This window comes from Mycobacterium sp. NGS61 (assembly GCF_059812325.1).
The window spans coordinates 803773-828610 of sequence record NZ_JCALCL010000001.1 but is presented as its reverse complement, the minus strand read 5'-3'; the positions used below and the strand labels follow the sequence as shown (position 1 = coordinate 828610).

The window sequence follows — 24838 nt, the reverse complement described above, 5'->3', positions numbered from 1 at the left end:
CCGCGTCAGCGGCGCTTTAGGCGAATTCTCCACCAGATGATGCTGCTGTAGATAATGCACAACACCGCGAGCATGCCCATGTCGAACAGCCACGCGCTGGGCGTGTGGTTCCAGTGCTGGTCCTTGGGGTCGGTCGGACCCGGGGTGAGCCGGTGGGTGTCGATGGTCGACGACGCCGCAGCGTACCCCCACCGCGCCGGGGTGGCCCAGGACAACTGGTCCAGGCCGGTGCGGTTGGTCACCCAGATCATCCCGCCGGAGAACACCAGCTGCGACATGATCGCGGTGACCAGCAGCGGCATGATCTGGTCCTGGGACTTCGCGATCGCCGACAGCGCCATACCGAGAATCGCCGAGGCCACACACGTGGCTGCGACGGTGACGAACAGTTCCAGCCGGACGTCGCCCAGCAACACCGCGTCCGATATCGGCTTCCCCCAGCCGATCACCGCGATCGTGGTGGCTATCGCCGCCTGCATGGTGGCGAAGGCGCAGAACACCACGATCTTGGCGGCCATGTAGGCGCCGGTGGACAGCCCGACGGCCTGTTCGCGTTTGAAGATGGGACGTTCCCCGACCAGGTCGCGGATGGTGAGCGCGGTCCCCATGAACACCGCCCCCACGTTGAGCATCACCAGGATCTGCCCGGGCTGATTCGGTGCGCTGCTGTAGGGGTCGGCCATGTCGAATCCGGTCTTGCCGCGGACCGTCAGGGTCAGCACGCCGATCAGGAACGGCAGCAATGCCAGGAACACGGTGTAACCACGGTCGGAGATGACCAGCCGAACCTGGCGACGCGCGATCGTGGAGAACTGACGGAAGCCGCTGTTATGCACCGGCTCGCCCAGGTCGGCGGCCGGGCTGGCCGGCGCCGGACCCGGTGGCTGTTGTCTGGCCTCCAGGAAACGGCGGTTGGCCTCGTCCGGGTCGGCGCCCACCTTGGTGAAGATGTCGGCCCAGTTGGTGGTGCCCATGGCCGCGCCGATCTGATCGGGCGTGCCCAGGAACGCGGTCTTGCCGCCCGGCGCCAGCAACAGGATCTGGTCGCAGACGTCAAGGTAGGACACCGAGTGGGTGACCACCAGCACCACGCGGCCCGCGTCGGCGAGCTGGCGCAGCATCATCATCACCTGCCGGTCGAGCGCCGGGTCCAGGCCCGAGGTCGGTTCGTCGAGAATCAGCAGGGACGGCCCGGTGAGCAACTCCAACGCCACCGAAGCACGCTTGCGCTGGCCGCCCGAGAGCTTGTCCACCCGGGTGTCGCCGTGCTTGGTCAACTCGAGTTCCTCGAGAACCTGGGCGACCACCTGGGCGCGGTCGGCTTTGCTGGTGTCGGGCGGCAACCGCAGCTCGGCGGCGTAGCCGAGCGCCTGGTTCACCGTCAGCTGGCGGTGCACCACGTCGTCCTGGGGGACCATGCCGACGCGGCTGCGCAGCGAGGCGTATTCGGCGTGGATGTCGTGGCCCTCGAAGGTGACATTGCCGGTGGTCGGGCTGGTGTAGCCGGCGATCAGCCGCGACAGCGTGGACTTGCCGGCACCGGAACCACCGATGATGGCGGTCAGCGTGCCCGGCCGCGCGGTCAGCGAGATGTGGTCGAGCAGCTGCTTGCCACCCTCGACGGTGAACGTGACGGAGTTGACCTCCAGGCCGCCGGTACGCGTGGCCGCGGCGGTGCGGCGCACCAGGGTGCCGCCGGCGAACACCAGGTCGACGTTGCCGATGGTGACCACGTCACCGTCGGTCAGGATGGCCGAACCGACCCGCACGCCGTTGACGAAGGTGCCGTTGACGCTGCTGTTGTCGCGGATCTCCGCGCCCAGCGGCGTCAGGGTCAGGAACGCGTGCTGACGGGAGGCCAGGACGTCCTGGATGACGATGTCGTTGTCGGTGGAACGTCCGATCGTGACGGACCCGGCCGGTTTCTCGTGCGAGCCGGTCCGGGTCATCAGGGCCTGGAACATCTTGGTCGCGATGTTGCCGCCCTCCGGCGGCTTGGCGCCGGCCGACGGGCCCGGGCGCAATGGCGGCCGCGACGGTCCCGGCGGTCCCGGCGGTCCCGGCGGGGCGAAGTTGGGCGACGACGACGGCGGGGCACTCACCGGATAGCCGGGCGGGGCCCACGGCTGGCCGCTGCTGGGGTACATCGGTTGCCCCGGCGGCGGCCCACCCGGATGCGGCCGCAGCGGCGGTGGTCCGCCCCGGCTCGGTTGGCGCCCGCTGGGCGGCGCCGCGGGCGGGGGACCCGGTGGGGGCGCGGCCGGCCACGCCCCGGACGGGCCGGCGACGGCCGGGATACGCATCGATTCGGTCTGCGGGGGACGCCCGGCCGGCCCGTGGTGCCGCCCGACCTCGAAGACCAGCAGCGGTCCGTCCGGGTTGCCGATGTTGACGGCCTGACCGTCGTGGATGTCGACCATCGGCACCCGCCGGCCGTTGGCGTAGGTGCCGTTGAGCGAGTTGTTGTCGATCGCCAGCCAGCGGCCCTGGTCGAAGCGCAGCAACAGGTGCGCGCGCGAGATCAGCGGGTGGGTGATTCGCATGTCGGCGCGCAGATCGCGGCCGACCACCACGTCATGGCCTGCGGCGAACGTACGCTCCGAGCCGTCGTGGCGGACGGTCAGCGCTGGCGGGACGGGCGGAGACATTCAGACAACTTTAGCCGGTAGCCCCTCACTCAACGCCTGTCAGGCGCGCCGGTCACCACGCAGTGCGTCCGGGTGTAGATGGTCGGCATGCACTTGTTGCAGTGCGTGCACGCCGAATGCACCGCGGCGCCGTCAGCCGCGATGCGGTTGATCAGGTCCGGCTCGGCCAACAGCGCGCGTCCCATCGCGACGAAATCGAAACCCTCGGCCATCGCCAGATCCATGGTCTCGCGGTTGGTGATACCGCCCAGCAGGATCAGCGGCAACGTCAACTCGGCGCGGAACAGCTGGGCCTCGCGCAGCAGGTACGCCTCCCGGTACGGATATTCGCGCAGGAACTTCTTGCCCGTCAGCCGCATACCCCAGCGCAGCGGCGGCTTGAAGGCGCCGGCGAATTCCCGCAACGGCGCGTCGCCGCGGAACAGGTACATCGGGTTGACCAGCGAACTGCCGGCGGTGAGTTCGATCGCGTCCAGGCCGCCGTCTTCCTCCAGCCACTTGGCGGTGGTCAGCGCCTCTTCGTTGGAAATGCCGCCGCGCACCCCGTCGGACATGTTCAGCTTCGCGGTGACCGCTATCGGCCGCGGCCCCTGGTCGACGGCGCGACGCACGGCCAGCACCAGGCCGCGGGCCACCTTGGCCCGGTTGGCCAGCGAGCCGCCGAATTCGTCGGTGCGACGGTTGATCAGCGGCGACAGGAACGAACTGGCCAAGTAGTTGTGGCCGAGGTGTATCTCGACGGCGTCGAAGCCGGCTTCCACCGCGAACCGGGCGGCCCTGGCGTGGTCGGCCAGCACGTCGTCGATGTCGTCGGCGCTGGCCTTCTTCGCGAAGCGCATGCCGATCGGGTTGAAGAACCGCACCGGGGCCAGCGCGGGGGCCTTGTTCGAGCGGGCGTTGGCGACCGGGCCGGCGTGGCCGATCTGCGCGCTGACCGCCGCGCCTTCGGCGTGGATCGCGTCGGTGAGCCGCCGGAAGCCGGGCACCGCCTCCGGGCGCAGCCAGATCCCGTTGCCTTCGGTGCGTCCGCCCTGGGAGACCGCGCAGTAGGCGACGGTGGTCATGCCGACACCGCCGGCGGCCGGCAGGCGGTGGTACTCGATCAGGTCGTCGGTCACCAACGCGTCCGGGGTGCGCGCTTCGAAAGTCGCGGACTTGATGATGCGGTTGCGCAATGTGATCGGACCGAGCGTGGCCGGGCTGAGCACGTCTGGGGCAGCAGACGACATGAGAGGGACCATGCCAGACTGTCTGGCGTGGGCGCAATCACGCTGGACGGCAAGGCCACCCGGGACGAGATCTTCGTCGATCTGACCAAACGGGTGGCGGCTTTGAACGCTGCGGACCGCACCCCCGGATTGGGCACCATCCTGGTCGGCGACGACCCCGGCTCCCAGGCCTACGTGCGCGGCAAGCACGCCGACTGCGCCAAGGTGGGCATCACCTCGTTGCGCCGCGACCTGCCCGCCGACATCTCTGCCGAGACGCTCAACGACACCATCGACGAACTCAACGCCAACCCCGAGTGCACCGGCTACATCGTGCAGTTGCCGCTGCCCAAACACCTGAACGAAAACGCCGCACTCCAGCGCGTCGACCCGGACAAGGACGCCGACGGGCTGCACCCGACCAACCTGGGCCGGCTGGTGCTGAACGACCCCGCGCCGCTGCCGTGCACGCCGCGCGGCATCGTGCACCTGCTGCGCCGCTTCGACGTCGAGATCGCCGGCGCACACGTGGTGGTGATCGGCCGCGGCGTGACGGTGGGCCGGCCGCTCGGACTGCTACTCACCCGTCGCTCGGAGAACGCCACAGTAACGTTGTGCCACACCGGAACTCGTGACCTGCCCGCGATCACGCGGCAGGCTGACATCATCGTCGCCGGCGTCGGGGTGTCGCACCTGCTGACCGCCGACATGGTGCGCCCCGGGGCCGCAGTCGTCGACGTGGGCGTCAGCCGGGTGGACGGCAAACTCACCGGTGACGTGCATCCCGACGTGTGGGAGGTGGCCGGTCACGTGTCGCCCAACCCGGGCGGGGTCGGTCCGCTGACCCGCGCCTTCCTGCTGACCAACGTCGTCGAGCTGGCCGAAGGGCTGGCCGGATAACGATGACGATCCGGACCATTCTGGGACGCGCGGTCCGCGCCCAGTGGCCGATTCTGCTCGTCGGACTGATCTTCCTGGTGGCGTTCGTACTGGCCGGGGCGAACTTCTGGCGCCGCGGCGCGTTGCTGATCGGCATCGGTGTCGGGGTGGCCGCGGCGCTGCGGCTGGCCCTGCCCGAGGAGCGGGCCGGCCTGCTGGTGGTGCGCAGCCGGGGGACCGATCTGCTGACCACGGCGTCGGTGGCTGCCGCGATGGTCTACGTCGCGTGGACCATCGACCCGCTGGGCACCGGCTAGCTACATCCCGGGCAGGCCCGCGGGCAGCCCCGGGATGCCCGCCATGCCCGGGATCTGCTGCAGTGCGCCCGGCATCCGGCCGCTGGCGATGTCGGCCATCGCCGAGGGGCAGTACATCTGGATCGCGATCGTGGTGAACATGCTGGCCATCTCGGGCGACATACCGTTGCTGCCCCGGACCCGCGTCGCGGCCGCGGCGAAGTTCCCGCCCGGCTGGGCCAGCATCGGGCAGACGGACTGCCCCAGCGCTTCGGTGTCCATCGGATCGCCGATGTTGACGCCGGCGTTGGACAGGGCGGAGATGAACGCGTCGTCGACGGGACTCGCCTCGGCGGGGGCGGCGAATGCCGCGGCCGCGGTGAGCAGCCCGGCGGTTCCGGCCAGTAGCCGGACGGTCAGTGGTTGGTGGCGCCATGGCATCATGTCGGCTCCCGATAGTTGGAGAGCACCCAGGCGGCACTCAGTGACTCTACGAACCTTCGTCTACGGCGGTCTCATTCAGGACACGAAGGTGTAAAGGTTTGGCCCGCCCGGCGTTTCGGGTGCGCTACGACACGATCGCGTCACGCTGTGCCGCGACACGTTGGCAGGCAATGGGTTTGGCCGGGTCGGCGATCGACAATGCGACTCATGATCTCGCGGCAGGCCTTTCTACGCGGCGCAGTCGGAGCATTGGCCAGCTCGGCGTTGTTCCCGGCGGTGCGGGCCTGGGCTGAGCCGACCGGTGCGTGGAGCAGCCTGGCGTCCGCCATCAGCGGCAAAGTGTTGCTGCCCTCCGACGCCGGTTTCGCCGGTGGCAAGCAAATATTCAACTCGCTGTACAACGGTTCCAGTCCGGCGGCGGTGGTGCTGGTCACCTCGCCGGCGGACGTCCAGAAAGCGGTCGCGTTCGCGGCGGCCAACAGACTCAAGATCGCTCCCCGCGGCGGTGGCCATTCCTATACCGGCGCATCCAGCGCGACCGGGGCCATGGTCCTCGACCTGCGCGGCCTGACCGGCGGGGTCAACGTCGACAACGGTGCTGGCACCGTGACCGTGCCGGCCGCAACCCAGCTCTACGCGATCAACCAGGCCCTGGCCGGTGGTGGCCGTGCGATACCGACCGGCAGTTGCCCCACCGTCGGGGTGGCTGGTCTGACGCTCGGCGGCGGCATGGGGGCGGACTCCCGGCATGCGGGCCTGGCCTGCGATGCCTTGCGGTCGGCGACGGTGGTGTTGCCCAGCGGTCAAACGGTCACCGCGTCCGAGCAGGAGAACCCGGAGCTGTTCTGGGCGCTGCGCGGCGGTGGCGGCGGCAACTTCGGGGTGACCACCTCGCTGACCTTCACCACATTCCCCACCGCCGACTCCGACGTGGTGCGGGTCGATTTCGCGCCGTCGGCCGGCGCGCAGGTGCTCACCGGATGGCAGACCTGGCTCGGGTCGGCGGACCGGAACACCTGGGGTCTGGTCGACCTCTCGGTCAACGGCACCCAGGGCGCCTGCCACGTGCTGGCCACCTGCCCGGCCGGTACCGGACCGGCAGTGGCCGAGGCGATCAAAGCCGCGGTCGGAGTGGCGCCCACCGCCACCGAACACAAGACGCTCGGGCGCATGGAACTGGTGACCTACCTGGCCGGTGGCAGCGCGACGAGTTCGCCACGCGGATTCGTGGCCGGCTCCGACGTGATCGGCACCCTCGATTCGGCGGCGGCGCAGGCGATTGTGGGTGCACTCGGGAAGTGGCCGCCCGAGGGTGGCCGGGCCTCGGTGATCGTCGACACGCTGTCTGGCGCGGTCGGTGACGTGGACACGGCGGCAACGGCGTTCCCGTGGCGACGCGCCGCTGCCGTCGCGCAGTGGTATGTCGAAACCGGCAGTGGGTCGACGTCGACAGCCAGTACCTGGGTGGCGACCGCGCATCAGACGGTGAAGCAGTATTCGGTCGGCGGCTACGTCAACTATCTGGAAGCCAACACCCAGGCGGCGCGATATTTCGGCTCAAACCTGGCGCGGCTGAGTGCCGTTCGGCAACAGTACGACCCCGGCCAGCTGATGTACTCCGGGCTCAGCTTCTGAATTCGCCTGCTACGCTTCTGAACTCACCAGCTGCCGAGTGTGCCGTCTGCGACGCGACACGCCGCGGGTGAGTCGTGGAATGCACAGTCGACGGGGGCGGGGCTAGGGCGGTCAGCCCAGCGTCGCCCGTACGCAGACGGTGACGTAGGGCAGCGCTAAGCCCGCCGACCCGGCCAGTGCCGGGTGGGTGGCCAGCAGCTGGCGGACCCGGTCCAGCGTCTTGGACCGCACCTCGGTCGGCGAGGTGATGCAGTAGGTGCGGGATGCCACCAGATCGATAAGTGCCTGGGGCGTAAGGTAACTGGTCCACTCCACCTGGTGACGTTGCACGTCGGTGAACGGCTCGGGCAGGGTCACCAGGTCGTTCACCGGGTCGGCGTCGCGCCCGATGATATCGCCCAGTTCACGCACCCAGCCCATCCGGTCGTCGCGGGTGTTCCACACCAAGCCCAGCCGGCCGCCCGGCTTCAACACCCGCGCCACCTCCGGGACGGCCCGGGCCGGGTCGACCCAGTGCCACGCCTGCGCTACCAGCACGGCGTCAACGCTGTTGTCCTCCAACGGGATCTCTTCGGCGGTACCCAACAGCGCCACCGTCTCCGGCAGCGATGCGGTGAGCACTTCCAGCATCTCGGGAACCGGGTCGACCGCCACCACATCCAAGCCGCGTTCGACCAGCCGGGTGGTCAGCTTCCCCGTCCCCGCTCCGAGGTCGAGAACCTTGCGTGCCCCGGCCGGCAGCAGCCAGTCGATCGCCTCCGGCGGATAGGTGGGGCGGCCCCGCTCGTAGGCGGCCGCTGCTGAGCCGAACGACAGGGAGCGGTTGCGTCTGGATCGGGTCACCGCGAACACGCGCCTTGCGCCAAAGCCAATGTCTCCCGGATCAATTCGCCGACAGCTTCGGTCTCGACCAGGAACCCGTCGTGTCCGCAGACGGAGCTGACCACCCGGACGTCGGTGCAACCCGGCAACAGCTCGGCGAGCTCGTCCTGTAACCGCAACGGGTAGAGCCGGTCGGTGGTGATGCCGCCCACCACCACCGGGACCGGGCAACTGGTCAACGCCGCATGCACCCCGCCGCGACCGCGTCCGACGTCGTGGCTGTTCAGCGACTCGGTCAGGATCACATAGCTGCCGGCGTCGAACCGGGCCAGCAGCTTTTCGCCCTGGTACTCCAGGTAACTCTGGACGGCGAACCGGCCGCCGGCCGCCGGATCCTCCCCGGGCTGGGGGTCGTTGCGGAACCTGGTGTCGAGTTCGATCTCGCCCCGGTAGGTCAGGTGGGCGATCCGGCGCGCGATGTTCAGACCGTCCTCGGGTGCGCGCCCGGTCTCGTAGTAGTCGCCACCCTGCCAGTTGGGGTCGGCCTTGATGGCTGCGATCTGGGTGGACTGGGTGCCGATCTGGTCGCCCGTCGCCCGGGCCCCCACCGCGAGCAGCAGTCCCGCCCGCACCCGGTCGGGGTGGCCGACGATCCATTCCAGCGCACGGGCACCGCCCATGGACCCGCCAACGACGGCGGCCACCTGAGTTATTCCCAGCGCGGCCAGCGCGGCGATGTCTGCTTCCACCTGGTCGCGCACCGTGATGAGCGGAAACCTGGAGCCGTAGGGCTTGCCGTCGCGGGCCAGCGAACTCGGGCCGGTCGAGCCCCGGCAGCCGCCCAGCACGTTGGTCGAGACCGCGCACCAGCGATCGGTGTCGATCGGTGCACCCGGCCCGGCGACGCCGTCCCACCAGCCGGGGGTCGGGTGGCCGGGGCCGGCGGGGCCGGTGATGTGCGAATCGCCGGTGAGCGCGTGCAGCACCATCACCACGTTGTCCCGCTCCGGCGACAGCTCGCCCCAGCGCTGTATCGCGATGTGCACGTCGTCCAGCACGCCGCCACGTTCCAGCGGCAGCGAACCGATGCCGACGACGCCGATTTCACCTTCGGTGGGCAGCGTCTGGGTGGGCACGTCGGAGATCGTCATGTACAAGTCCCTCAGAATGCCGCCACGGTCTGCGGGTCGCTACCGTTGGCCGCGGGTACCCCGGCCGCCGCGAAACCAAGCTCCAGATCGGCCAGGATGTCGTCGATGCCCTCGATGCCGACAGCCAGTCGCACCAGGCCCGGGGTGACGCCGGTGGCCAGCTGCTCGGTGGGACTGAGCTGGGCGTGCGTGGTGGAGGCGGGATGGATCACCAGCGAGCGCACGTCGCCGATATTGGCGACGTGGCTGTGCAGCTGCAGCGCATCGACGAACGCCTTGCCGGCCGCCACGCCGCCGGCCAGCTCGAAGGCCAGTACCGCCCCGGTTCCTCTGGGCGCCAACTTCTTTCCCAGCTCGAACCACGGCGAACTGGGCAGCCCCGCGTAGTTGACCGAGATCACGTCGTCGCGGGCTTCGAGGAACTCCGCGACCCGCTGGGCGTTGGCGACGTGTCGCTCCATCCGCAGGCTCAGCGTCTCGATGCCCTGCGCCACCAGGAACGCGTTGAACGGCGACGCCGCCGAGCCGAGGTCGCGCAGCAGTTGCACGCGGGCCTTGAGCGCGTAGGCCGGCGGACCCAGTTCGGCGAACACCACACCGTGGTAGCTGGGGTCCGGGGTGGTGAAGCCGGGGAAGCGGCCCTGCGTCCAGTCGAAGGTGCCGCCGTCCACAATCACCCCGGCGATCGCGGAGCCGTGGCCACCCAGGTACTTGGTGGCCGAATGCAGCACGATGTCGGCGCCGTGGGCGAGCGGCTGAACCAGATACGGCGTGGCCACGGTGTTGTCCACGATCAGCGGCACCCCGTTGCGGTGCGCCACCTCGGCGACCCCGGGGATGTTCAGCACGTCGATCTGTGGGTTGGAGATGGTCTCGCCGAAGAACGCCTTGGTGTTGTCCCGGACGGCGGCCTGCCAGGAGTCCAGGTCGTCGGGATCCTGGACAAAACTGACCTCGATGCCCAGCTTGGCCAGCGAGTAGTGGAAAAGGTTGTAGGTTCCGCCGTACAGCCTGGGGCTGGAAACGATGTGGTCGCCGGCGCCGGCCAGGTTCAGGATCGCGAACGTTTCGGCGGCCTGCCCGGAGGACAGGAACAGCGCGGCCACCCCGCCCTCGAGTGCGGCGATGCGCTGCTCGACGACGTCGGTGGTGGGGTTGCCGATGCGGGTGTAGATGTTGCCGGGCTCGGCCAGGCCGAACAAGGCGGCCGCATGCGCGACGTTGTTGAAGGTGTACGAGGTGGTCTGGTAAATCGGCAGCGCCCGGGCGTTGGTGGCGGGATCGGGGTGCTGGCCGGCGTGCACCTGTTTGGTTTCGAACGACCAGTGCGCGGTCGGGTCTGCGGTGCTGTCGGTGGTCACGAGAATGCTTCCCCTGTCTGGCTCAGGGGCCCGTTCGTGGCGGACCCGCGCTTGCCGGATAGCCAGTTGTGGCTACTCAACCTGGTCATCACCCGGGGCACCCCACCGCGGTTGGAGGGTTGCCGGCCAGCAAGCCGGGGCTTGACGCTGGCGCTCATGACCGACTCGCAGCTTAACGCATGGCGGCGATGCGCTGCCAATTCCGCAGCACGGCGGGGCGGGACCGGCTAGCTGGCCGGCGGCTCGGCGACGCGGGAGGACTGCACGCACTCGTCGAGGAAGTCCAGGATGACCTCGGTGACCCGACCGGGCGCCTCGAACATGGGCACGTGACCGACGCCTTCCAGCTTGGTGAAGCGGTGGTCGTCGGGCAGGTTGTTGCGGAAATGCCGGCTGAACCGGGGCGACGGGACGATCCGGTCCTTCGTGCAGATCACCAGGTGCGCCGGCACGGCGTTCTCAGCGAGTTCCTGCAGGCCGGGCATCAGGAGCGCCTTCACCAGCAGCTGGAAGTAGGCCGGGCAGTGCGCGACGTCGTCGATGACGACGCTCAACTCGCGCTCGCTGACGCCGTCCGGGGACGCGCTGAGCGCGTACGTGGACAGGTGGCGGCTGAACGGGATGTGCAAGGCCTTCGGCCCGAGCAGCCACGCGACCACCAACAGCGGGATGCCGAGGATGAATTTGCCGATCACCTCGAACTTGGCCGGACTCCACCGCGTCCAGCCCCCGGCCGGTGCGATGCCCATGACGCTGCGCGCCCGCCCGCGGCGTTCCAGCTCGAAGGCCACCCAGCCGCCCAGCGAATTGCCGACGATGTGGGCGGTGTCCCAGCCGAGTTCGTCCATCTGCTTCTCGACGTGATCGGCCAGGACCTCAGAGGACAAGAAGTAGGTGCCGGCCCGCGGGCCGCCGTTGTGGCCGGCCATGGTCGGCGCGAACACCTCGTAGCGGCCGGTCTCGGCGATCTGCTGCGCGACGACCTCCCACACCGTCTGGGACATCAAAAACGGGTGCAACAGCAGCACCGGCTCGCCCGAACCCAGGTGGATCGGGTCGCGGGTGGCATCCGCCTCGGACGCGCCTTTGAGGAAGCGTGGCATGAATCCGACAGTAAATGCGATACCGCTGGTATCGCAAGCGGATCCGGTCGGCTCGAGGTTCACCGGGGGTGGTGTCGTCGCCGGTGGTGACTGACGCCGCTCAGACTGCGCAATGTCCGTGAAAAGATCGAAGGCATCATGAGCACCCCCAGCGGATCCCGCCGCATTTTCTCCGGCGTCCAGCCCACGTCCGACTCGCTGCACCTCGGCAACGCACTGGGCGCGGTCGCCCAGTGGGTCGGTCTGCAGGACGACCACGACGCGTTCTTCTGCGTGGTGGACCTGCACGCCATCACCATCCCGCAGGACCCCGCGGCCTTGCGGCGCCGCACCCTGATCACCGCCGCGCAGTATCTGGCGCTGGGCATCGACCCCCAACGCGCCACCATCTTCGTGCAGAGTCACGTCCCCGCACACAGCCAATTGGCGTGGGTGCTGGGCTGCTTCACCGGCTTCGGCCAGGCCTCACGGATGACCCAGTTCAAGGACAAGTCGACCAAGCAGGGCGCCGAGTCCACCACCGTCGGCCTGTTCACCTACCCGGTGCTGCAGGCCGCCGACGTGCTGGCCTACGACACCGATCTGGTGCCCGTCGGGGAGGACCAGCGCCAGCACCTGGAACTCGCCCGCGATATCGCGCAGCGGTTCAACAGCCGCTTCCCGGACACCTTCGTGGTTCCCGACGTCTTCGTCCCCAAAATCACCGCCAAGATCTACGACCTGCAAGACCCCACCTCCAAGATGAGCAAGTCGGCGTCCACCGATGCCGGCCTGATCAGCCTGCTCGACGACCCGGGCAGATCCGCCAAGAAGATTCGTTCCGCGGTGACCGACAGCGAGCGGGAAATCCGCTACGACCCGGTAACCAAACCGGGGGTGTCGAACCTGCTCAGCATCCAATCGGCAGTCACCGGACGCGGTATCGAGGCGCTCGTCGAGGGATACGCCGGCCGCGGGTACGGCGACCTGAAGAAGGACACCGCCGAAGCCGTCGTCGAATACGTCCGTCCGATCAAGGCGCGGGTCGAGGAACTGACCGCCGATCTCGCCGAGTTGGAAGCGACGCTGGCGACCGGTGCGCAGCGCGCCAACGAAGTCGCCAGCAAAACCGTGCAGCGGGTCTACGATCGGTTAGGTTTCCTACCGCTAAAGGAATAGGTAGTCGATGGACGAGCAGCCTGAGCCAGGATTTCTGGATCGGCTGCGGGCCAGGCTGCCCTGGCTGCCCCACATGATCAAGGCGTACCAGCGCTTCGCCAAGCAGAAGGGCACCTTCTTCGCCGCGGGCCTCACCTACTACACGATCTTTGCGCTATTCCCGCTGTTGATGGTCGCTTTCGCGGTGGCCGGCTATACGTTGAAGCGCCAGCCGCAGCTGCTGAACAGCCTGGACGACAAGATCAGGCAGGCAGTGTCGGGGGAACTGGGACAGCAGATGGTCGAACTGATGAACTCGGCCATCGACGCGCGCGCATCGGTCGGAGTGATCGGGTTGCTGACCGCGCTGTGGGCGGGTCTGGGCTGGATGTGGCACCTGCGGGAAGCGTTGAGCGAGATGTGGGAGCAGCAGGTCGATCCGGACGGTTTTGTGCGCACCAAACTCTCGGATCTGCTCGCGATGCTGGGCACCTTCCTGGTGCTCACGGTCACCGTGGCGCTGAGCGCGCTGGGCCAGACGGGACCGATGAACGCGGTGCTCAAATGGCTTCACATCCCGGACTTTTCGATCTTCGACGAGATCTTCCGCGGCGTCTCGCTGTTGGTGGCGTTGCTGGTGTCGTGGCTGCTGTTCACCTGGATGATCGCCCGGCTGCCGCGGTTGCCGGGCAGCTTCGTCACCTCGATGCGGGCCGGGTTGATGGCTGCCGTCGGATTCGAACTGTTCAAGCAACTCGGATCGATCTACCTGCAGACCGTGGTGCGCAGCCCGGCCGGGGCGACGTTCGGGCCGGTACTGGGACTGATGGTGTTCGCGTTCGTCACCTGGTCGTTGCTGTTGTTCGCCACCGCCTGGGCCGCGACCGCCTCCGACGACGAGCGCGAAACACATGTGGATCCGCCCGCGCCCGCGATCATCCGGCCGCGGATACAGGTTGAAGAAGGTCTGAGCGCGCGCCAGACGCTGGCCGCACTGGGAGCGGGAGCCATTGGGGCACTGACCTTTTCGCGGCTGTTCCGCCGACGTCGCTAGCCGACCAGCTTGAGTCCGACGATGCAGGCGACGACGCCGGCAATCAGGCCCAACTTGATCAGCGAGGCGGACTCGTCACCGCTGAGCATCGCGTACCCCACGGTGAGCACCGCACCGATGCCGACCCAAACGGCGTAGCTGGTGCCGGTGGGCAGGCTGCGCATGGCAACGGCCAGCCCGGTCATCGAGAACAGCAGGGCCGCAGCGAAAATAAGCGACGGACCCAGGCGGGTGAATCCCTCAGACTTGTTCAACGCGGTCGCCCACACCGCTTCGAGCACTCCCGACACCACCAAGACGAGCCAAGCCATCGCGCACCTCCGCAGCGCCGTCTTTGCTGGCCGGGTACGGTGCCCCTCGTCCGGATGATTGACCTGTTCGATGTTAGCAAACGGGGGCGGGGCGCTGCCGCCATACGCCGGCAAGCATGATCCCGGTGACTTGCGAATCATGATCCAGCACAACAAGATCAGCGTTGAGTTGCGGCCGGATCGACCCCACCTGACTCAGTCCCAGGGCCCGGGCCGGGGTCGTCGAGGTGGTGTGCACCGCGGCGGCCAGCCCTGAGGTGGTTGCCACCGCCCGGAAGAGCCGGTCCATGGTGGCGGTACTGCCGGCGATGGTGGCGGTGCCGCGCACCCGCGCCACTCCGGCGGCGACCACGACCGGCACCGATCCCAGCGCGAACTCGCCGTCAGCGCAGCCGGCCGCGGCTGTCGCATCGGTCACCAGAGCCACCCGGTTGGCGCCCGCGGCTGCGATCACCGCCGCCACCAGATCGGGATGCACGTGCACGCCGTCGGCGATCAGCTCCACCGTCACCCGGGGATCCTGCAGCAACGCCAGGACGGGTCCGGGATCTCGGTGACCCAGCGGTGGCATCGCGTTGAACAGGTGGGTGCCCACGGTGGCACCGAGCCCGATTGCCCGTCGGGTCTGCTCGTAGCTGGCATCCGTATGGCCAACGGCAACAACGATATTAGCGTCGAGGAAGCGCCGGATCGCGGCGTCGCCGCCCGGGAGTTCGGGGGCCAGCGTGACCATTCGGATGGTGCCGTCGGCGGCCTCGAGCACGGCGTCGACCTCGGCGGGATCTGGCGGGCGGATCTGGGTGGGGTCATGCGCGCCGCACCGCGCCACGCTCAGCCACGGCCCCTCCAGATGGATACCGGCGATGGCGCCCGAGCGCGTCAGCCCGGCCAGGGTGCGGACCGACGTCAGCAGCTCCGCGGGTGCGGCGGTGACCAGACTGGCCAGCGTGGTCGTGGTGCCGTGGCTGCGGTGAAAATCCACCGCCGCGCTGTCGGCCGCGGTGAACGCGGCGCCGCCACCGCCGTGCACATGCATGTCGATAAAACCCGGCACCACAACCGAATCCGGCAGGTCGATGTCGGCAGCCGCCGGCGGTGTACCGGTCCCGCACGCCGCGATGCGCGCTCCGCCGATCTGCACCCAACCGGGCCGGCACACTCCTTCGTCGGCGACCACGGTCCCGGCGCTGATCAGTGTCACGGCCAGTCCTCAGCCGGCCAGCGACCACCGTTCTCCCAGAAGTACCGGATCTCCTCGAGATCACGGCCTTTGGTTTCCGGTGCGTATCGGTGCACGACGACCAGAGCGAGCACCGCGAAGGTACCGAACGTCGCGAAAACCGTTGCGCCGCCGAGCAGATTCAGCATCGTCAGGAAGAAGGCGGCGATCAGGGCGTTGGCCATCAGGTTGGCGGTCAGCATCACGCTCGACCCCATCGACCGCAGCGGCGCCGGAAAGCTCTCGCCGGCGAATACCCAGACCAGCGAACCGAATCCGAAGTTGAACCCGACGGTGAACAACAGCACCCCGCCGAAACCGAGCAGCAGCGCAAGACTGTTCTCGTGGCCGATGTCCTTGGGATAGAACGCGACCAGCACCGTGTCGGCGACGATCATCAGCGCGATGCCGGACAGCAGGATCGGCCGCCGGCCCACCCGGTCGACGAGGGCGAGCGATACGCACACCGCTGCCAGCGCTGCGACCTGCACCATCGCCGGCAGCGCCAGCTTGCCGAAATTGCCCTGAAAGCCCATGTCTTCGAACAACTTCGGGCTGTAATAGACGATCGCGTTGATGCCGGTGATCTGTACCAGGAAGCCGAGGGCGACCACGAACAGGGTGGCCCGCAGGTACGGTCGCCGCAGCATCTCGCCGATGGTGCCGCGCCCGGCCTGCACGGCTGTTTCGATCTCGGTCAACTCCGTCTCGACGGTCTCGGCGGGCTCGATGCGCAGCAACGCGCGGCGCGCCTCGTCGGCGCGGCCCTGCAGCAGGTACCACCGCGCGGTGTCGGGCATCCGCAGCAGTAACGGCAGCAGCAGCACGGCGGGCACGCTGGCCAGGCCCAGCATCCAGCGCCACGCCTGGGTGCCGGCCAGCAGGTAGCCGGTCAGGTAACCGAGGATGATGCCGCTGAGCGTGGCGAATTGGTAGGCGGTCAGCAGCCGTCCGCGCACTTCGGCCGGCGCCGACTCGGCCACGTAGACCGGCACCACCACCACCGACACCCCGATGGTGACCCCCAGCAGGAACCGCGCCACCAGCAACGTCGGCAGCGACACCGCCGCCGCACCCAGCAGTGCGAACGCCGCGTACCCGATCAGGATCGCCACCATGGACTTCTGGCGGCCGATCCGGTCGGCCAGCACGCCGCCACCCAGGGCCCCGGCGATCTGGCCGATCACGACCATGGTCGTCACCAGTCCCTGTTGCGGGATGGTGAGGCCGAACTCGTCGGGCAGGAACAGCAACGCGCCCGCGATGCTGGACAGGTCGTAGCCGTAGATCACCCCGACGCTGGCGGCGGTCAGGCCGACCAGCAATCCCCGCCGTCGAGCGCTCAGACCTTTACCTTTGCTCGCAGGATCTTGATCACTTCGGCGGGGTTCTCGGGGGTGATGCAGGCGCGAACCCAGCGGCCCGTTCGCAGCATCAACACGGTGGACTTGCGGCCCCGGTGGATGTCGAGGGGAAACCAGTAACGGGGGTCGACGGTGCCCCAGATGCGCCCCTTGCTCGACGCCCAGCCCATCTTCTTGGACTTGATGCTGGTGATGTCGGCGTACTCGATCCGCTTGTCATTGGCGAACGGGAAGTAGTAGCGGCGGACGGTGATCCCGTCCTCGTCCAGCGCGAGGCCGGAGTCCTCGTAGAGGGCGGTCATTGCGGTGAGTCTAGTGCTGCGTTCGGCGGTTCATCGAGCGCGCGACCAGGATCAATCCGAACACGACGACGGCACCGATCACCGCCACCCCGACCCGGATCGGCAAAGCGTCGGCGGGGGACATCAGGCCGGCGGCCTGGGTGTTGTCCGGGGCCCGGCTGGCGGGGTTGTTGTTCGGGGTCGCCAGCGACGGGTCGGGTTCCACCAGCGAACCCACCTGCGTGCCCTGCGCGGTGCTGAAGCCGTAGTCCAGCAGGTGGGCGGCCTGCTCCCACGGCGCAATGGGCTGCCGGGTGCCGTGCAGCAGGATCGCCATCAGCCGTCGGCCGTTGTGGTTGGCCGCGCCGACGAAGGTCTGGCCGGCGTCGTCGGTGTAGCCGGTCTTGCCGCCCATCGCGCCGGGGTAGTGGTAGAGCAGTTGATTGTCGTTTTCCAGCTCGTAGCCGGGGTGGTCGCCGTGTCCAGGGAAGTTGAAGGTCCGGGTGGCGACGATGTCGGCGAAGATCGGGTTGCGGTAGGCGTACCGGTAGAACAGGCCGATGTCGTAGGCCGAGGTGCTCATGCCCGGGCCGTCCAGTCCGGACGGGGTGGCGACGCGGGTGTCGTGACCGCCCAGCTTCGCCGCCAGCACATTGAGCTTGTCGAGGGCGGCCTGCATGCCGCCGAGTTGCATGGCCAGCGCGTGCGCGGCGTCGTTACCCGAATGCATCAACAGCCCGTGCAGCAGTTGGTTGATGGTGTAGGTGCCGCCGGCGTCGACGCCTACCTTGGTGCCCTCAGCGGCCGCGTCGTCGTCGGTGCCGGGGACGGCCTTGTTCTGGTTGAACGCGTTGATGGACGCCATCGCGACCAGCACCTTGATGATGCTGGCCGGGCGGTGTCGCCCATGCGGATCCCGGGCGGCGATCACCGCACCGCTGTCGATGTCGGCGACCAGCCAGGCCTCGGCGGAAATGTCGCCGGGTACCGGCGGGGTGTCGGGGGCCGCGACGATGCCGCAGCCGGCCAGCGCGTTGCCGCCGATGGGAGTGGGGGGCAGCGACAGCGGCAGCGGCGGGTCACCGGCGCGCGGCACCTCGGAGGAGTCGACCGCGGGTGGGGTGTTGATCTTGTACGGGCAGGTAGCCGCGCCCGGGTTCACCTCGGCGCTGGGTTCGGCCTGCGCGACCGGCAACGCCAGCGCGCCTGAGGCCGCGAAAAGCGCTGCGGCCAGACACGACGCTGCACGTACAGAGGTCCGGTAGAAGGGCATCGGTGAGCAGACTAAGTGATCGGCAGCGGGAAGGCAGGTTGCCGCGCTGTGACGGCTGGGGCGGAAGTTATCAGGCGGGCTGTTGAGGGCGCGGTTGCTGCCGGTAGTCGTCGCGCTGGTGGGAGTTTGGGTGTCGAGTGCCACTCCTGCGTGACGCTCGGCGGGGTGGGGAGCTGCGCGGCGGGGTGGGGAGCTGCGCGGCGGGGTGGGAGCTGCGCGGCGGGGTGGGGAGCTGCTCGGCGGGGTGGGGTGGTCTTGGGCGCGGGGAGGAGAGCCGCTCGGCGAGGGCGAGGGAGTCGAGGAGCGAGCACGTTTGACACTGTCGAAAATCTATATGACACTGTCATTACCATGACCTTGCTCACCTTGCCCGAATTCGCCGCCGCGGCCGCCGCGGCCGTGCAGGCCTCCGGCGCTGTGCCGGAGAACCGGCAGGCCAAGGCGGTTCCGGCGCAGCGGATGGTGCGCTACTACACCGCCCGGGGTCTGCTACCGCGCCCCGGCAACCGGGGCCGCGCCCTGACCTACGGCCGGACCCACCTGATTCGCCTGGTGGCCATCAAGCGGCTGCAGGGCCAGGGCCTGTCGCTGGACGAGATCGCCGCCCGACTGGAGACCATGCCGGCCGCGGACGTGGAGGCCCTGGCCGCGATACCACCCGCCGCGATACCGGCCGGTCTCGGCGACCCCGAGCCCACCCCGGAACCCGCCCGGGCGGCCGGGCCGTTCTGGCGGACCGTGCCTGAGCCGGTGGCCGATGCACCGGCCGTCACCAGGCTGCAGGCCGTCCGCCTGTCCGACACTGTCACCTTGCTGGTCGACGGCCCGGTGCCCCCACTCGATGCGCTGCGCCGCGCCGCGGCGCCGTTGCTGGATCTGCTCGCCACCCCAGGAAAGGACTCTCAATGAGTGCTCAGTTGTTGCCCCTGCTGCCCGTCCAGCCCGCCCGGCCGGCCGAGACCGGGCGGCCGACCTGCGGTCAATTGAGCGCCGCGGACGGACGAGTCCTGCCGCTGAAGGCGATCAGCGTGAACACCGCCATCGTGGGCATGACCGCGACGTCGACCGTGCGGCAGCGGTTCGTCAACGCCGGCGACACCACCATCGAGGCGACCTATGTGTTCCCGCTGCCGGCCCGCGCGGGCGTGACGGACTTCGCCGCCGACCTCGCCGGGCGGCGGGTGATCGGGGTGCTCAAGGAGCGGGGTGCGGCGCGGGTCGACTACGAGCAGGCCCTGGCTGCGGGGCAGCGTGCCGCGATCGTCGAGGAGGACCGCTCCGACGTGTTCTCGGTGCGGGTCGGCAATATCGGGCCCGGCGAGGAAGCGGCCATCGAGATGCGGCTGACCGGCCCGCTGTCGTTCGAGGACGGCGAGGCCACCTTCCGCTTCCCCCTGGTGGTCACGCCGCGATACACCAAAGGCGACGCGCTCCCCGGCGATCAGACCGGCCCGGGGGAGGCCGCCGACACCGACCTGGTTCCCGACGCGTCCCGGGTCACCCCGCCCCGCCTGCTCGACTCCGACGAGCGCCCGGAGCTGAAGATCTCGCTGAGCGTGGACGGTGCCGGGCTGGCGGTGTCCGATCTGCGGTGCAGCCTGCCGATGGCACGCGGCGACGACGGGCGGTGGCGCGTCGAAGCGGGTGCGCGCGCCGACCGCGACTTCGTGCTGCGGTTCCGGGTCGACCGCAGCGAGCTGTCGTCGTCGGCGCTGCTGGTGCCCGATCCGGCGGGCGACGAAGGCACCTGGTCGGTGACACTCGTGCCTCCTGTTGAGACATCCAGTGCGCCAAGGGATGTGGTGGTGTTGCTGGACCGCTCGGGCTCGATGCACGGCTGGAAGATGATCGCCGCCCGCCGCGCCGCGGGCCGGATCGTGGACATGCTCGACGCCGGAGACCGGTTCTGTGTGCTGGCGTTCGACGACCGGATCGACGCTCCTCCGCAGCTGCCGGGCGACCTGGTCGAAGCCGACGACCGCAACCGGTTCGCCGCGGCGTCGTGGCTGGGTTCGCTGGACAGCGGCGGCGGGACGGTGATGGACGAACCGCTGGTCAAAGCGGCCGACATGCTGGCCGCGTCCGGCGCGGGCCGGCAGGCCAGCGTCGTACTCGTCACCGACGGCCAGATCAGCGGCGAAGATCACCTGTTGCGCCGGTTGGCACCGGCGGTGGGGGAGACGCGTATCTACTGCGTGGGCATCGACCGCGCCGTCAACGCCGGCTTCCTGGACCGGTTGGCAAAGTTGGGCAACGGACGATCGGAGTTGGTCGAATCCGAGGAACGCCTCGACGAAGCGATGGCCCGATTGGCCCGCACCATCGGCCGCCCCGCGCTGACCGGGCTGCGGGTGAGCGCCGCGGGCGTGCAGCTCCTCGACGGGACGGTCACGCCCGGTCGTGCTCCCGACGCGTTCGCCGGGGTGCCCTGCGTGATCTCCGGGCGGTACCGGGGTCTGACCGAGGCCGAGTTCCGGGTGGACGCCGACGGCTTCACGACCGCCCTGCCCGGCCGTGTCGCGCCGGAAGCTGTTGCAGTACAGACGATTTGGGCACGTTCGTTGGTACGTGACCTGGAGGACGAGTACGCCGCATACCGCGCTGACGACGACCTGGCCGCGCAAATCGTCGCGCATTCCATCCGGTTCGGGGTGCTGTCGCGGTTCACCGCCTTCGTGGCGATCGACCCCCAGCAGACCGATGCCGGGCCGCTGACCGAGGTGATCCAGCCCGTCGAGGAGCCCTCGGGGTGGGCGACGAACGTCGGGTTCGCCCCGGTCGCTCGCGTCTATGCCGGCGTGCCAGCGGGTGCCCCGATGCCCGTGCTGGCCGCCGCGCCGATGGCTGCTCCCGCACCGAAACGCCGCGCACCGCGGCGGTCGCTGGACAACTTGCTCAAACAGGTGGAGAAGGGCACCCAGGTTCGGCGTTCGGGACTCGAGGCGGTGCTGGCCGAACTCGAGCAGCACCGCGACGCCACGACGGAACCCGACCTGCGCGCGGCGCTGGTGCAGTTGTGCAATGCCCTGGCGCGCTTTCTGAAGAGCCGGAAACAAGCGCAGTCGGGGGAGGTGGTGGTGGCACTGGAGGCGGTCAAACGGCTGCTCGGCGACACAGACCGCGGGCGGCGCCGCACCATGCGCAGATTCTGGGAATGAACCGCGCCGGCTACAGCTGAGTGGCCGCCAGGTCCACGTACGCGAGGGCGGGGAAGCTGATCGTGCCCATCCATAGCCGCCCGGCCGCTTCGACCAGACCGGTCACGCTGCCGAAGTCGGGATGTGTGGTGCGCAGACCGGCGACGGCCGCACCGCTGTCCGGGTCGAACGCGACCGCCCAGATTTCCGGTTTGATTCGTGGTTGGAACCGCTCGGGCAGGCGCCACAACACTTTGCGGATGATCGGCGCGCGCGGGAACAACCGTTCCAGCGCGGGGTTGGCCTCGGTGACCAGCGCCGCCCAGATGCGGCCGTCGGCACCGGTGGACAGGTTGTCGGGCATCCCGGGCAGGTGCTCGGCCAGCGGCGTCACCGATCCGGCCTGCGGACCGGTCAACCAGTATTTGGACAGCCGGCGGGCCTGGGTCTCGGCGAACACCAACGCGGTGCCGTCGGCCGTCGGCGTCACCCCGTTGGCGAAGAACAGTCCGTCGAGCAGCGTGGTGACGGTGCCGTCCGGGTCGAGCCGCAACAGCCCGCCGGTACCCCGTGCCTCCACGATCGGGGCGGTGTAGTCATCGAAATGGTAGTCGCTCGTCGATTCGGTGAAATAGATTGTGCCGTCGGATGTCTCGGTGACATTCGAGCAGAACTTGAACCGTCTGCCACCCACCGAATCGACGATCACGTCCAGCGTGCCGCCGGATGGGTCCAGAGCCAGCAATCCGTGATGGCTGTCGCAGACCAAAATTCGGCCATCGTGCGCGACGTGCATACCGAGCGGCCTTCCCTCGGTGTCGGCGACGACGTCGGGGCGGCCCTCGGATAGCCGCACAATGCGCCCGTCCTCCAGCCCCGTCCACAATCGGCCGGCGGCGTCGACGACGACATCTTCGGGTCCGTTGCCGGGCAGGGGGACCACCGTGACACTCGGTGCCGGCATGGCCGGTAACGGGTCGATCGGCGGTGGTTGCCACCGGACCGGGTGAATGCGTGCCTTTGCCACGGCTAGAACCGTTCCGAGATCGGAGTCAGCACGCTGCGCAGGATCGTTTCGATCGCGTCGAACTCGGCCGGGCCGCTGATCAGCGCCGGGGCCAGCTGGATCACGGCGTCGCCGCGTTCATCGGTGCGGCAGTACAGTCCCGCTTCGAACAGCGCCGACCCGACCTCGGCCAGCAGCTTGGCGCGCTCCTCGTTGCTGAACCGCTGTTTCGTCGCCTGGTCCCGGACCAGTTCGATGCCGAAGAAGAAGCCCTCGCCGCGGACATCGCCGACGATGGGCAGGTCGTAGAGCTTCTCCAGGGTCGCCCGCAGTGCGGGGGACTGCTGCTTGACGTGGTCGGTGAGACCCTCGCGCTCGAAGATCTCCAGATTCGCCAGCCCGACGGCCGCGGAAACCGGGTGACCGCCGAATGTGTAGCCGTGCCGGAACGTCGTCTTGCCGTCATTGAACGGCTCGAAAACGCGGTCACTGGCGATGGTCGCACCCAGCGGCGAGTAGCCCGACGTCATGCCTTTGGCGCAGGTGATCATGTCCGGTACGTAGCCGAAGTCATCGCAGGCGAAGATCGACCCGATCCGCCCGAACGCGCAGATCACCTCGTCGGAGACCAACAGCACGTCGTATTCGTCGCAGATCTCGCGGACCCGCTCGAAGTAGCCGGGCGGCGGCGGGTACGAACCGCCGGCGTTCTGCACCGGTTCCAGGAAGACCGCCGCGACGGTGTCGGGCCCCTCGAATTCGATGGCCTCGGCGATCCGGTCCGCAGCCCACCGGCCGAAGGCCTTGATGTCGGTGTCCAACGGTTCGGGCGCGCGATAGAAGTTGGTGTTCGGCACCCGGAACCCGCCCGGCGCCAACGGCTCGAAGGCTTCCTTGTACTTCGGCAGGCCGGTGATCGCCAGCGCGCCCTGGGTGGTGCCGTGGTAGGCGATGGCCCGCGAAATCACCTTGTACTTATTGGGTTTACCGGTCAGCTTGAAGTACTGCTTGGCCATCTTCCACGCGGTCTCGACCGCTTCGGTGCCACCGTTGGTGAAGAACACCCGGTTCAAGTCGCCCGGCGCGTAGTGGGCCAGGCGTTCGGACAGTTCGATCGCCGGCGGGGTGGTGTTGCCCCACAGCGGGAAGAACGCCAGCTGCTCGGCCTGCCGGGCCGCGGCCTCGGCGAGTTCGGTGCGGCCGTAGCCGACCTGCACCACGAACAGACCCGACAGCGCGTCGAGGTAGCTCTTGCCGCGGTCGTCGTAGATGGTGACGCCGTCACCGCGGGTGATGACGGGCGGCGTTATGCCATTGCCGTGCTGGGCGAAGTGCAGCCAAAGATTTCTGGACATCGTGTTCGCGAGCCTAGCGGTCCGGGGGAATACTGCACTGAGAGTGGGCAAGCGCAGGACCGGGGGCGATCCGATGAACGATCACACACGCCGCTATCGGCGGCTGCTCGGTCCGGGCGGCATGGGCCGGGTGTGGCGTGCCTTCGGCACCGCCACCGAGCGCGCCGTCGCGGTCACGATGCTGGCCGGGCACATGTCCGACGGCGAGAGCTCTCTCCACCGGATACGTCGTCAGCGACGCCACCGCAGCGGCTCATGACATCCACCCAGGTCGACGAATTCGAATCGCTACGGCCCCACCTGATGTCGGTGGCCTACCGGTTGACCGGCACCGTTGCCGACGCCGAGGACATCGTTCAGGAAGCCTGGCTGCGGTGGCACACCCAGGACAGCGTGATTGGGGACCTGCGGGCCTGGTTGACGACGGTGGTGAGCCGGCTGGGGCTGGACAAGTTGCGCTCGGCCTCGCACCGGCGCGAAACCTATACGGGCAACTGGCTGCCCGAGCCGGTGGTCACCGGTTTCGACCCGGCAGATCCGCTGTCGGCGGTGGTCTCGGCCGAGGATGCCCGCTTCGCCGCGATGGTGGTGCTGGAAAAGCTCAACCCCGATCAGCGAGTGGCCTTCGTGCTGCACGACGGTTTCGCGGTGCCGTTCGCCGATGTGGCCGACGTGCTGGGCACCACCGAAGCCGCGGCCCGCCAACTGGCGTCGCGGGCCCGCAGAGCGGTCGCGGCCGCGCCGCCGCCGAAGCCGGATCCCGGGCACGCCGAGGTGGTCGGCAAGCTGATGGCGGCGATGGCGGCCGGCGATCTGGAGGCCGTGGTCGCGCTGCTGCACCCCGACGTCACCTTCACCGGCGACTCGAATGGCAAGGCGCCCACCGCAGTTCAGATCATCCGGGGTGCGGACAAGGTGGTCCGGTTCATGCTCGGGCTGGCCGGCCGGTACGGTGACGCGTTCTACACCGCCAATCACCTGGCTCTGGTCAACGGCGAATTAGGTTCGTACACAACGGGTTTCCCTGCTGCTGAGGGACGCCGCGAGATGGCGCCGCGGATCACCGCGATGACGGTGCGCGACGGCAAGGTGGTCGCCCTGTGGGACATCGCCAACCCCGACAAGTTCACCGGATCCCCGTTGCGCCGGTGATG

The 24838-nt window shown here is 68.9% G+C and carries 23 protein-coding genes and 2 riboswitches; of the genes, 9 read left to right on the top strand and 14 right to left on the bottom strand.

From position 1 onward, the window contains the following. Positions 1 to 5: 5 nt before the first annotated feature. Positions 6 to 2648 (bottom strand): FHA domain-containing protein, encoded by a 2643-nt coding sequence (locus tag AC5Y3Z_RS03980; RefSeq protein ID WP_473139750.1) that lies wholly within the window; start codon positions 2646 to 2648, stop codon positions 6 to 8. A 29-nt stretch (positions 2649 to 2677) separates the two neighbouring features. Further along, positions 2678 to 3877, bottom strand: coding sequence for an NADH:flavin oxidoreductase (locus AC5Y3Z_RS03975; RefSeq protein WP_463825947.1), 1200 nt, complete (start codon positions 3875 to 3877; stop codon positions 2678 to 2680). A gap of 27 nt (positions 3878 to 3904) precedes the next feature. Between AC5Y3Z_RS03975 and AC5Y3Z_RS03970 the strand changes: the two genes are divergently transcribed. Next, a complete protein-coding gene (locus AC5Y3Z_RS03970; RefSeq protein WP_473139749.1) occupies positions 3905 to 4756 on the top strand; it encodes a bifunctional methylenetetrahydrofolate dehydrogenase/methenyltetrahydrofolate cyclohydrolase in 852 nt (283 codons plus the stop codon). Positions 4757 to 4758: 2 nt separating this feature from the next. Continuing rightward, positions 4759 to 5052: a DUF3017 domain-containing protein gene (locus AC5Y3Z_RS03965; protein ID WP_463825949.1), complete on the top strand. Its 294-nt coding sequence runs from the start codon at positions 4759 to 4761 to the stop codon at positions 5050 to 5052. Here the strand turns inward: AC5Y3Z_RS03965 and AC5Y3Z_RS03960 are convergent, their stop codons facing one another. Beyond that, positions 5053 to 5475: a DUF732 domain-containing protein gene (locus AC5Y3Z_RS03960; RefSeq protein WP_463825950.1), complete on the bottom strand. Its 423-nt coding sequence runs from the start codon at positions 5473 to 5475 to the stop codon at positions 5053 to 5055. Positions 5476 to 5673: 198 nt separating this feature from the next. Between AC5Y3Z_RS03960 and AC5Y3Z_RS03955 the strand changes: the two genes are divergently transcribed. Then, positions 5674 to 7110 (top strand): FAD-dependent oxidoreductase, encoded by a 1437-nt coding sequence (locus AC5Y3Z_RS03955; protein ID WP_473139748.1) that lies wholly within the window; start codon positions 5674 to 5676, stop codon positions 7108 to 7110. A gap of 111 nt (positions 7111 to 7221) precedes the next feature. Here the strand turns inward: AC5Y3Z_RS03955 and AC5Y3Z_RS03950 are convergent, their stop codons facing one another. The 4 genes from AC5Y3Z_RS03950 to ephH all read right to left on the bottom strand — a co-directional run bounded on the left by AC5Y3Z_RS03950 (position 7222) and on the right by ephH (position 11469). Next, positions 7222 to 7953: a class I SAM-dependent methyltransferase gene (locus AC5Y3Z_RS03950; protein WP_463825952.1), complete on the bottom strand. Its 732-nt coding sequence runs from the start codon at positions 7951 to 7953 to the stop codon at positions 7222 to 7224. Further along, positions 7950 to 9083 (bottom strand): homoserine O-acetyltransferase MetX, encoded by a 1134-nt coding sequence (gene metX, locus AC5Y3Z_RS03945; protein ID WP_473139747.1) that lies wholly within the window; start codon positions 9081 to 9083, stop codon positions 7950 to 7952. The genes AC5Y3Z_RS03950 and metX overlap by 4 nt, the downstream gene beginning before the upstream one ends. An 11-nt stretch (positions 9084 to 9094) precedes the next feature. Then, positions 9095 to 10444, bottom strand: coding sequence for a bifunctional o-acetylhomoserine/o-acetylserine sulfhydrylase (locus tag AC5Y3Z_RS03940; protein ID WP_473139746.1), 1350 nt, complete (start codon positions 10442 to 10444; stop codon positions 9095 to 9097). Positions 10445 to 10486: 42 nt separating this feature from the next. Then, positions 10487 to 10606: riboswitch (SAM riboswitch) on the bottom strand. 65 nt (positions 10607 to 10671) lie between these two features. After that, the gene (gene ephH / locus AC5Y3Z_RS03935) at positions 10672 to 11469 is read right to left on the bottom strand and encodes an epoxide hydrolase EphH (RefSeq protein WP_463825998.1); all 798 of its coding nucleotides are present in this window, start codon (positions 11467 to 11469) and stop codon (positions 10672 to 10674) included. A gap of 216 nt (positions 11470 to 11685) precedes the next feature. Here ephH and trpS point away from each other — a divergent pair, with 216 nt between their 5' ends. Together trpS and yhjD are read left to right on the top strand one after the other, a co-directional pair. After that, positions 11686 to 12705 (top strand): tryptophan--tRNA ligase, encoded by a 1020-nt coding sequence (trpS, locus tag AC5Y3Z_RS03930; RefSeq protein WP_463825955.1) that lies wholly within the window; start codon positions 11686 to 11688, stop codon positions 12703 to 12705. A 7-nt stretch (positions 12706 to 12712) separates the two neighbouring features. After that, complete coding sequence (yhjD, locus tag AC5Y3Z_RS03925; RefSeq protein ID WP_463825956.1) at positions 12713 to 13738, top strand: inner membrane protein YhjD; 1026 nt, start codon at positions 12713 to 12715, stop codon at positions 13736 to 13738. Here the strand turns inward: yhjD and AC5Y3Z_RS03920 are convergent. The 5 genes from AC5Y3Z_RS03920 to dacB1 all read right to left on the bottom strand — a co-directional run bounded on the left by AC5Y3Z_RS03920 (position 13735) and on the right by dacB1 (position 18186). Then, positions 13735 to 14049 carry a DMT family transporter gene (locus AC5Y3Z_RS03920; protein WP_463825957.1) on the bottom strand — a complete coding sequence of 105 codons (315 nt, stop codon included), beginning with the start codon at positions 14047 to 14049 and terminating at the stop codon, positions 13735 to 13737. The genes yhjD and AC5Y3Z_RS03920 overlap by 4 nt on opposite strands. 11 nt (positions 14050 to 14060) lie before the next feature. Further along, positions 14061 to 14126: riboswitch (guanidine-III (ykkC-III) riboswitch) on the bottom strand. Next, positions 14123 to 15250, bottom strand: coding sequence for an N-acetylglucosamine-6-phosphate deacetylase (gene nagA, locus AC5Y3Z_RS03915; protein ID WP_473139745.1), 1128 nt, complete (start codon positions 15248 to 15250; stop codon positions 14123 to 14125). (Overlaps the previous riboswitch by 4 nt.) Further along, positions 15247 to 16614, bottom strand: coding sequence for a sugar porter family MFS transporter (locus AC5Y3Z_RS03910; RefSeq protein ID WP_473139799.1), 1368 nt, complete (start codon positions 16612 to 16614; stop codon positions 15247 to 15249). Before AC5Y3Z_RS03910 ends, nagA begins: the two co-directional genes overlap by 4 nt. After that, positions 16611 to 16934, bottom strand: a complete 324-nt coding sequence (locus AC5Y3Z_RS03905; RefSeq protein WP_473139744.1) for a hypothetical protein — start codon at positions 16932 to 16934, stop codon at positions 16611 to 16613. The genes AC5Y3Z_RS03910 and AC5Y3Z_RS03905 overlap by 4 nt, the downstream gene beginning before the upstream one ends. 10 nt (positions 16935 to 16944) lie before the next feature. Next, entirely contained in the window at positions 16945 to 18186 is a 1242-nt protein-coding gene (gene dacB1, locus AC5Y3Z_RS03900) for a D-alanyl-D-alanine carboxypeptidase DacB1 (protein ID WP_473139743.1), read from the bottom strand. 351 nt (positions 18187 to 18537) lie between these two features. On the opposite strand from dacB1, the gene AC5Y3Z_RS03895 reads away from it, so the two are divergent. Continuing rightward, positions 18538 to 19095 (top strand): MerR family transcriptional regulator, encoded by a 558-nt coding sequence (locus tag AC5Y3Z_RS03895; RefSeq protein WP_473139742.1) that lies wholly within the window; start codon positions 18538 to 18540, stop codon positions 19093 to 19095. Beyond that, complete coding sequence (locus AC5Y3Z_RS03890; protein ID WP_473139741.1) at positions 19092 to 21344, top strand: VIT domain-containing protein; 2253 nt, start codon at positions 19092 to 19094, stop codon at positions 21342 to 21344. Before AC5Y3Z_RS03895 ends, AC5Y3Z_RS03890 begins: the two co-directional genes overlap by 4 nt. A 10-nt stretch (positions 21345 to 21354) precedes the next feature. Here AC5Y3Z_RS03890 and AC5Y3Z_RS03885 read toward each other — a convergent pair whose 3' ends face one another. After that, positions 21355 to 22287, bottom strand: coding sequence for an SMP-30/gluconolactonase/LRE family protein (locus tag AC5Y3Z_RS03885; protein ID WP_473139798.1), 933 nt, complete (start codon positions 22285 to 22287; stop codon positions 21355 to 21357). Between the two features lie 65 nt (positions 22288 to 22352). Further along, a complete protein-coding gene (locus AC5Y3Z_RS03880; RefSeq protein ID WP_463828342.1) occupies positions 22353 to 23735 on the bottom strand; it encodes an aspartate aminotransferase family protein in 1383 nt (460 codons plus the stop codon). A 22-nt stretch (positions 23736 to 23757) separates the two neighbouring features. Here AC5Y3Z_RS03880 and AC5Y3Z_RS03875 point away from each other — a divergent pair, with 22 nt between their 5' ends. Both AC5Y3Z_RS03875 and AC5Y3Z_RS03870 read left to right on the top strand, forming a co-directional pair. Then, complete coding sequence (locus tag AC5Y3Z_RS03875; protein ID WP_473139740.1) at positions 23758 to 23943, top strand: hypothetical protein; 186 nt, start codon at positions 23758 to 23760, stop codon at positions 23941 to 23943. Continuing rightward, a complete protein-coding gene (locus AC5Y3Z_RS03870) occupies positions 23940 to 24836 on the top strand; it encodes a sigma-70 family RNA polymerase sigma factor (protein ID WP_463828340.1) in 897 nt (298 codons plus the stop codon). Before AC5Y3Z_RS03875 ends, AC5Y3Z_RS03870 begins: the two co-directional genes overlap by 4 nt. Positions 24837 to 24838: the final 2 nt, after the last annotated feature.

Excerpts from the sequence above, each read along its gene's own strand:
- AC5Y3Z_RS03980 (WP_473139750.1), bottom strand. The coding sequence starts at position 2,648 with ATGTCTCCGCCCGTCCCGCCAGCGCTGACCGTCCGCCACGACGGCTCG.
- AC5Y3Z_RS03975 (WP_463825947.1), bottom strand. The coding sequence starts at position 3,877 with ATGTCGTCTGCTGCCCCAGACGTGCTCAGCCCGGCCACGCTCGGTCCG.
- AC5Y3Z_RS03965 (WP_463825949.1), top strand. The coding sequence starts at position 4,759 with ATGACGATCCGGACCATTCTGGGACGCGCGGTCCGCGCCCAGTGGCCG.
- AC5Y3Z_RS03960 (WP_463825950.1), bottom strand. The coding sequence starts at position 5,475 with ATGATGCCATGGCGCCACCAACCACTGACCGTCCGGCTACTGGCCGGA.
- AC5Y3Z_RS03955 (WP_473139748.1), top strand. The coding sequence starts at position 5,674 with ATGCGACTCATGATCTCGCGGCAGGCCTTTCTACGCGGCGCAGTCGGA.
- metX (WP_473139747.1), bottom strand. The coding sequence starts at position 9,083 with ATGACGATCTCCGACGTGCCCACCCAGACGCTGCCCACCGAAGGTGAA.
- trpS (WP_463825955.1), top strand. The coding sequence starts at position 11,686 with ATGAGCACCCCCAGCGGATCCCGCCGCATTTTCTCCGGCGTCCAGCCC.
- yhjD (WP_463825956.1), top strand. The coding sequence starts at position 12,713 with ATGGACGAGCAGCCTGAGCCAGGATTTCTGGATCGGCTGCGGGCCAGG.
- AC5Y3Z_RS03920 (WP_463825957.1), bottom strand. The coding sequence starts at position 14,049 with ATGGCTTGGCTCGTCTTGGTGGTGTCGGGAGTGCTCGAAGCGGTGTGG.
- AC5Y3Z_RS03905 (WP_473139744.1), bottom strand. The coding sequence starts at position 16,934 with ATGACCGCCCTCTACGAGGACTCCGGCCTCGCGCTGGACGAGGACGGG.
- dacB1 (WP_473139743.1), bottom strand. The coding sequence starts at position 18,186 with ATGCCCTTCTACCGGACCTCTGTACGTGCAGCGTCGTGTCTGGCCGCA.
- AC5Y3Z_RS03895 (WP_473139742.1), top strand. The coding sequence starts at position 18,538 with ATGACCTTGCTCACCTTGCCCGAATTCGCCGCCGCGGCCGCCGCGGCC.
- AC5Y3Z_RS03890 (WP_473139741.1), top strand. The coding sequence starts at position 19,092 with ATGAGTGCTCAGTTGTTGCCCCTGCTGCCCGTCCAGCCCGCCCGGCCG.
- AC5Y3Z_RS03885 (WP_473139798.1), bottom strand. The coding sequence starts at position 22,287 with ATGCCGGCACCGAGTGTCACGGTGGTCCCCCTGCCCGGCAACGGACCC.
- AC5Y3Z_RS03875 (WP_473139740.1), top strand. The coding sequence starts at position 23,758 with ATGAACGATCACACACGCCGCTATCGGCGGCTGCTCGGTCCGGGCGGC.
- AC5Y3Z_RS03870 (WP_463828340.1), top strand. The coding sequence starts at position 23,940 with ATGACATCCACCCAGGTCGACGAATTCGAATCGCTACGGCCCCACCTG.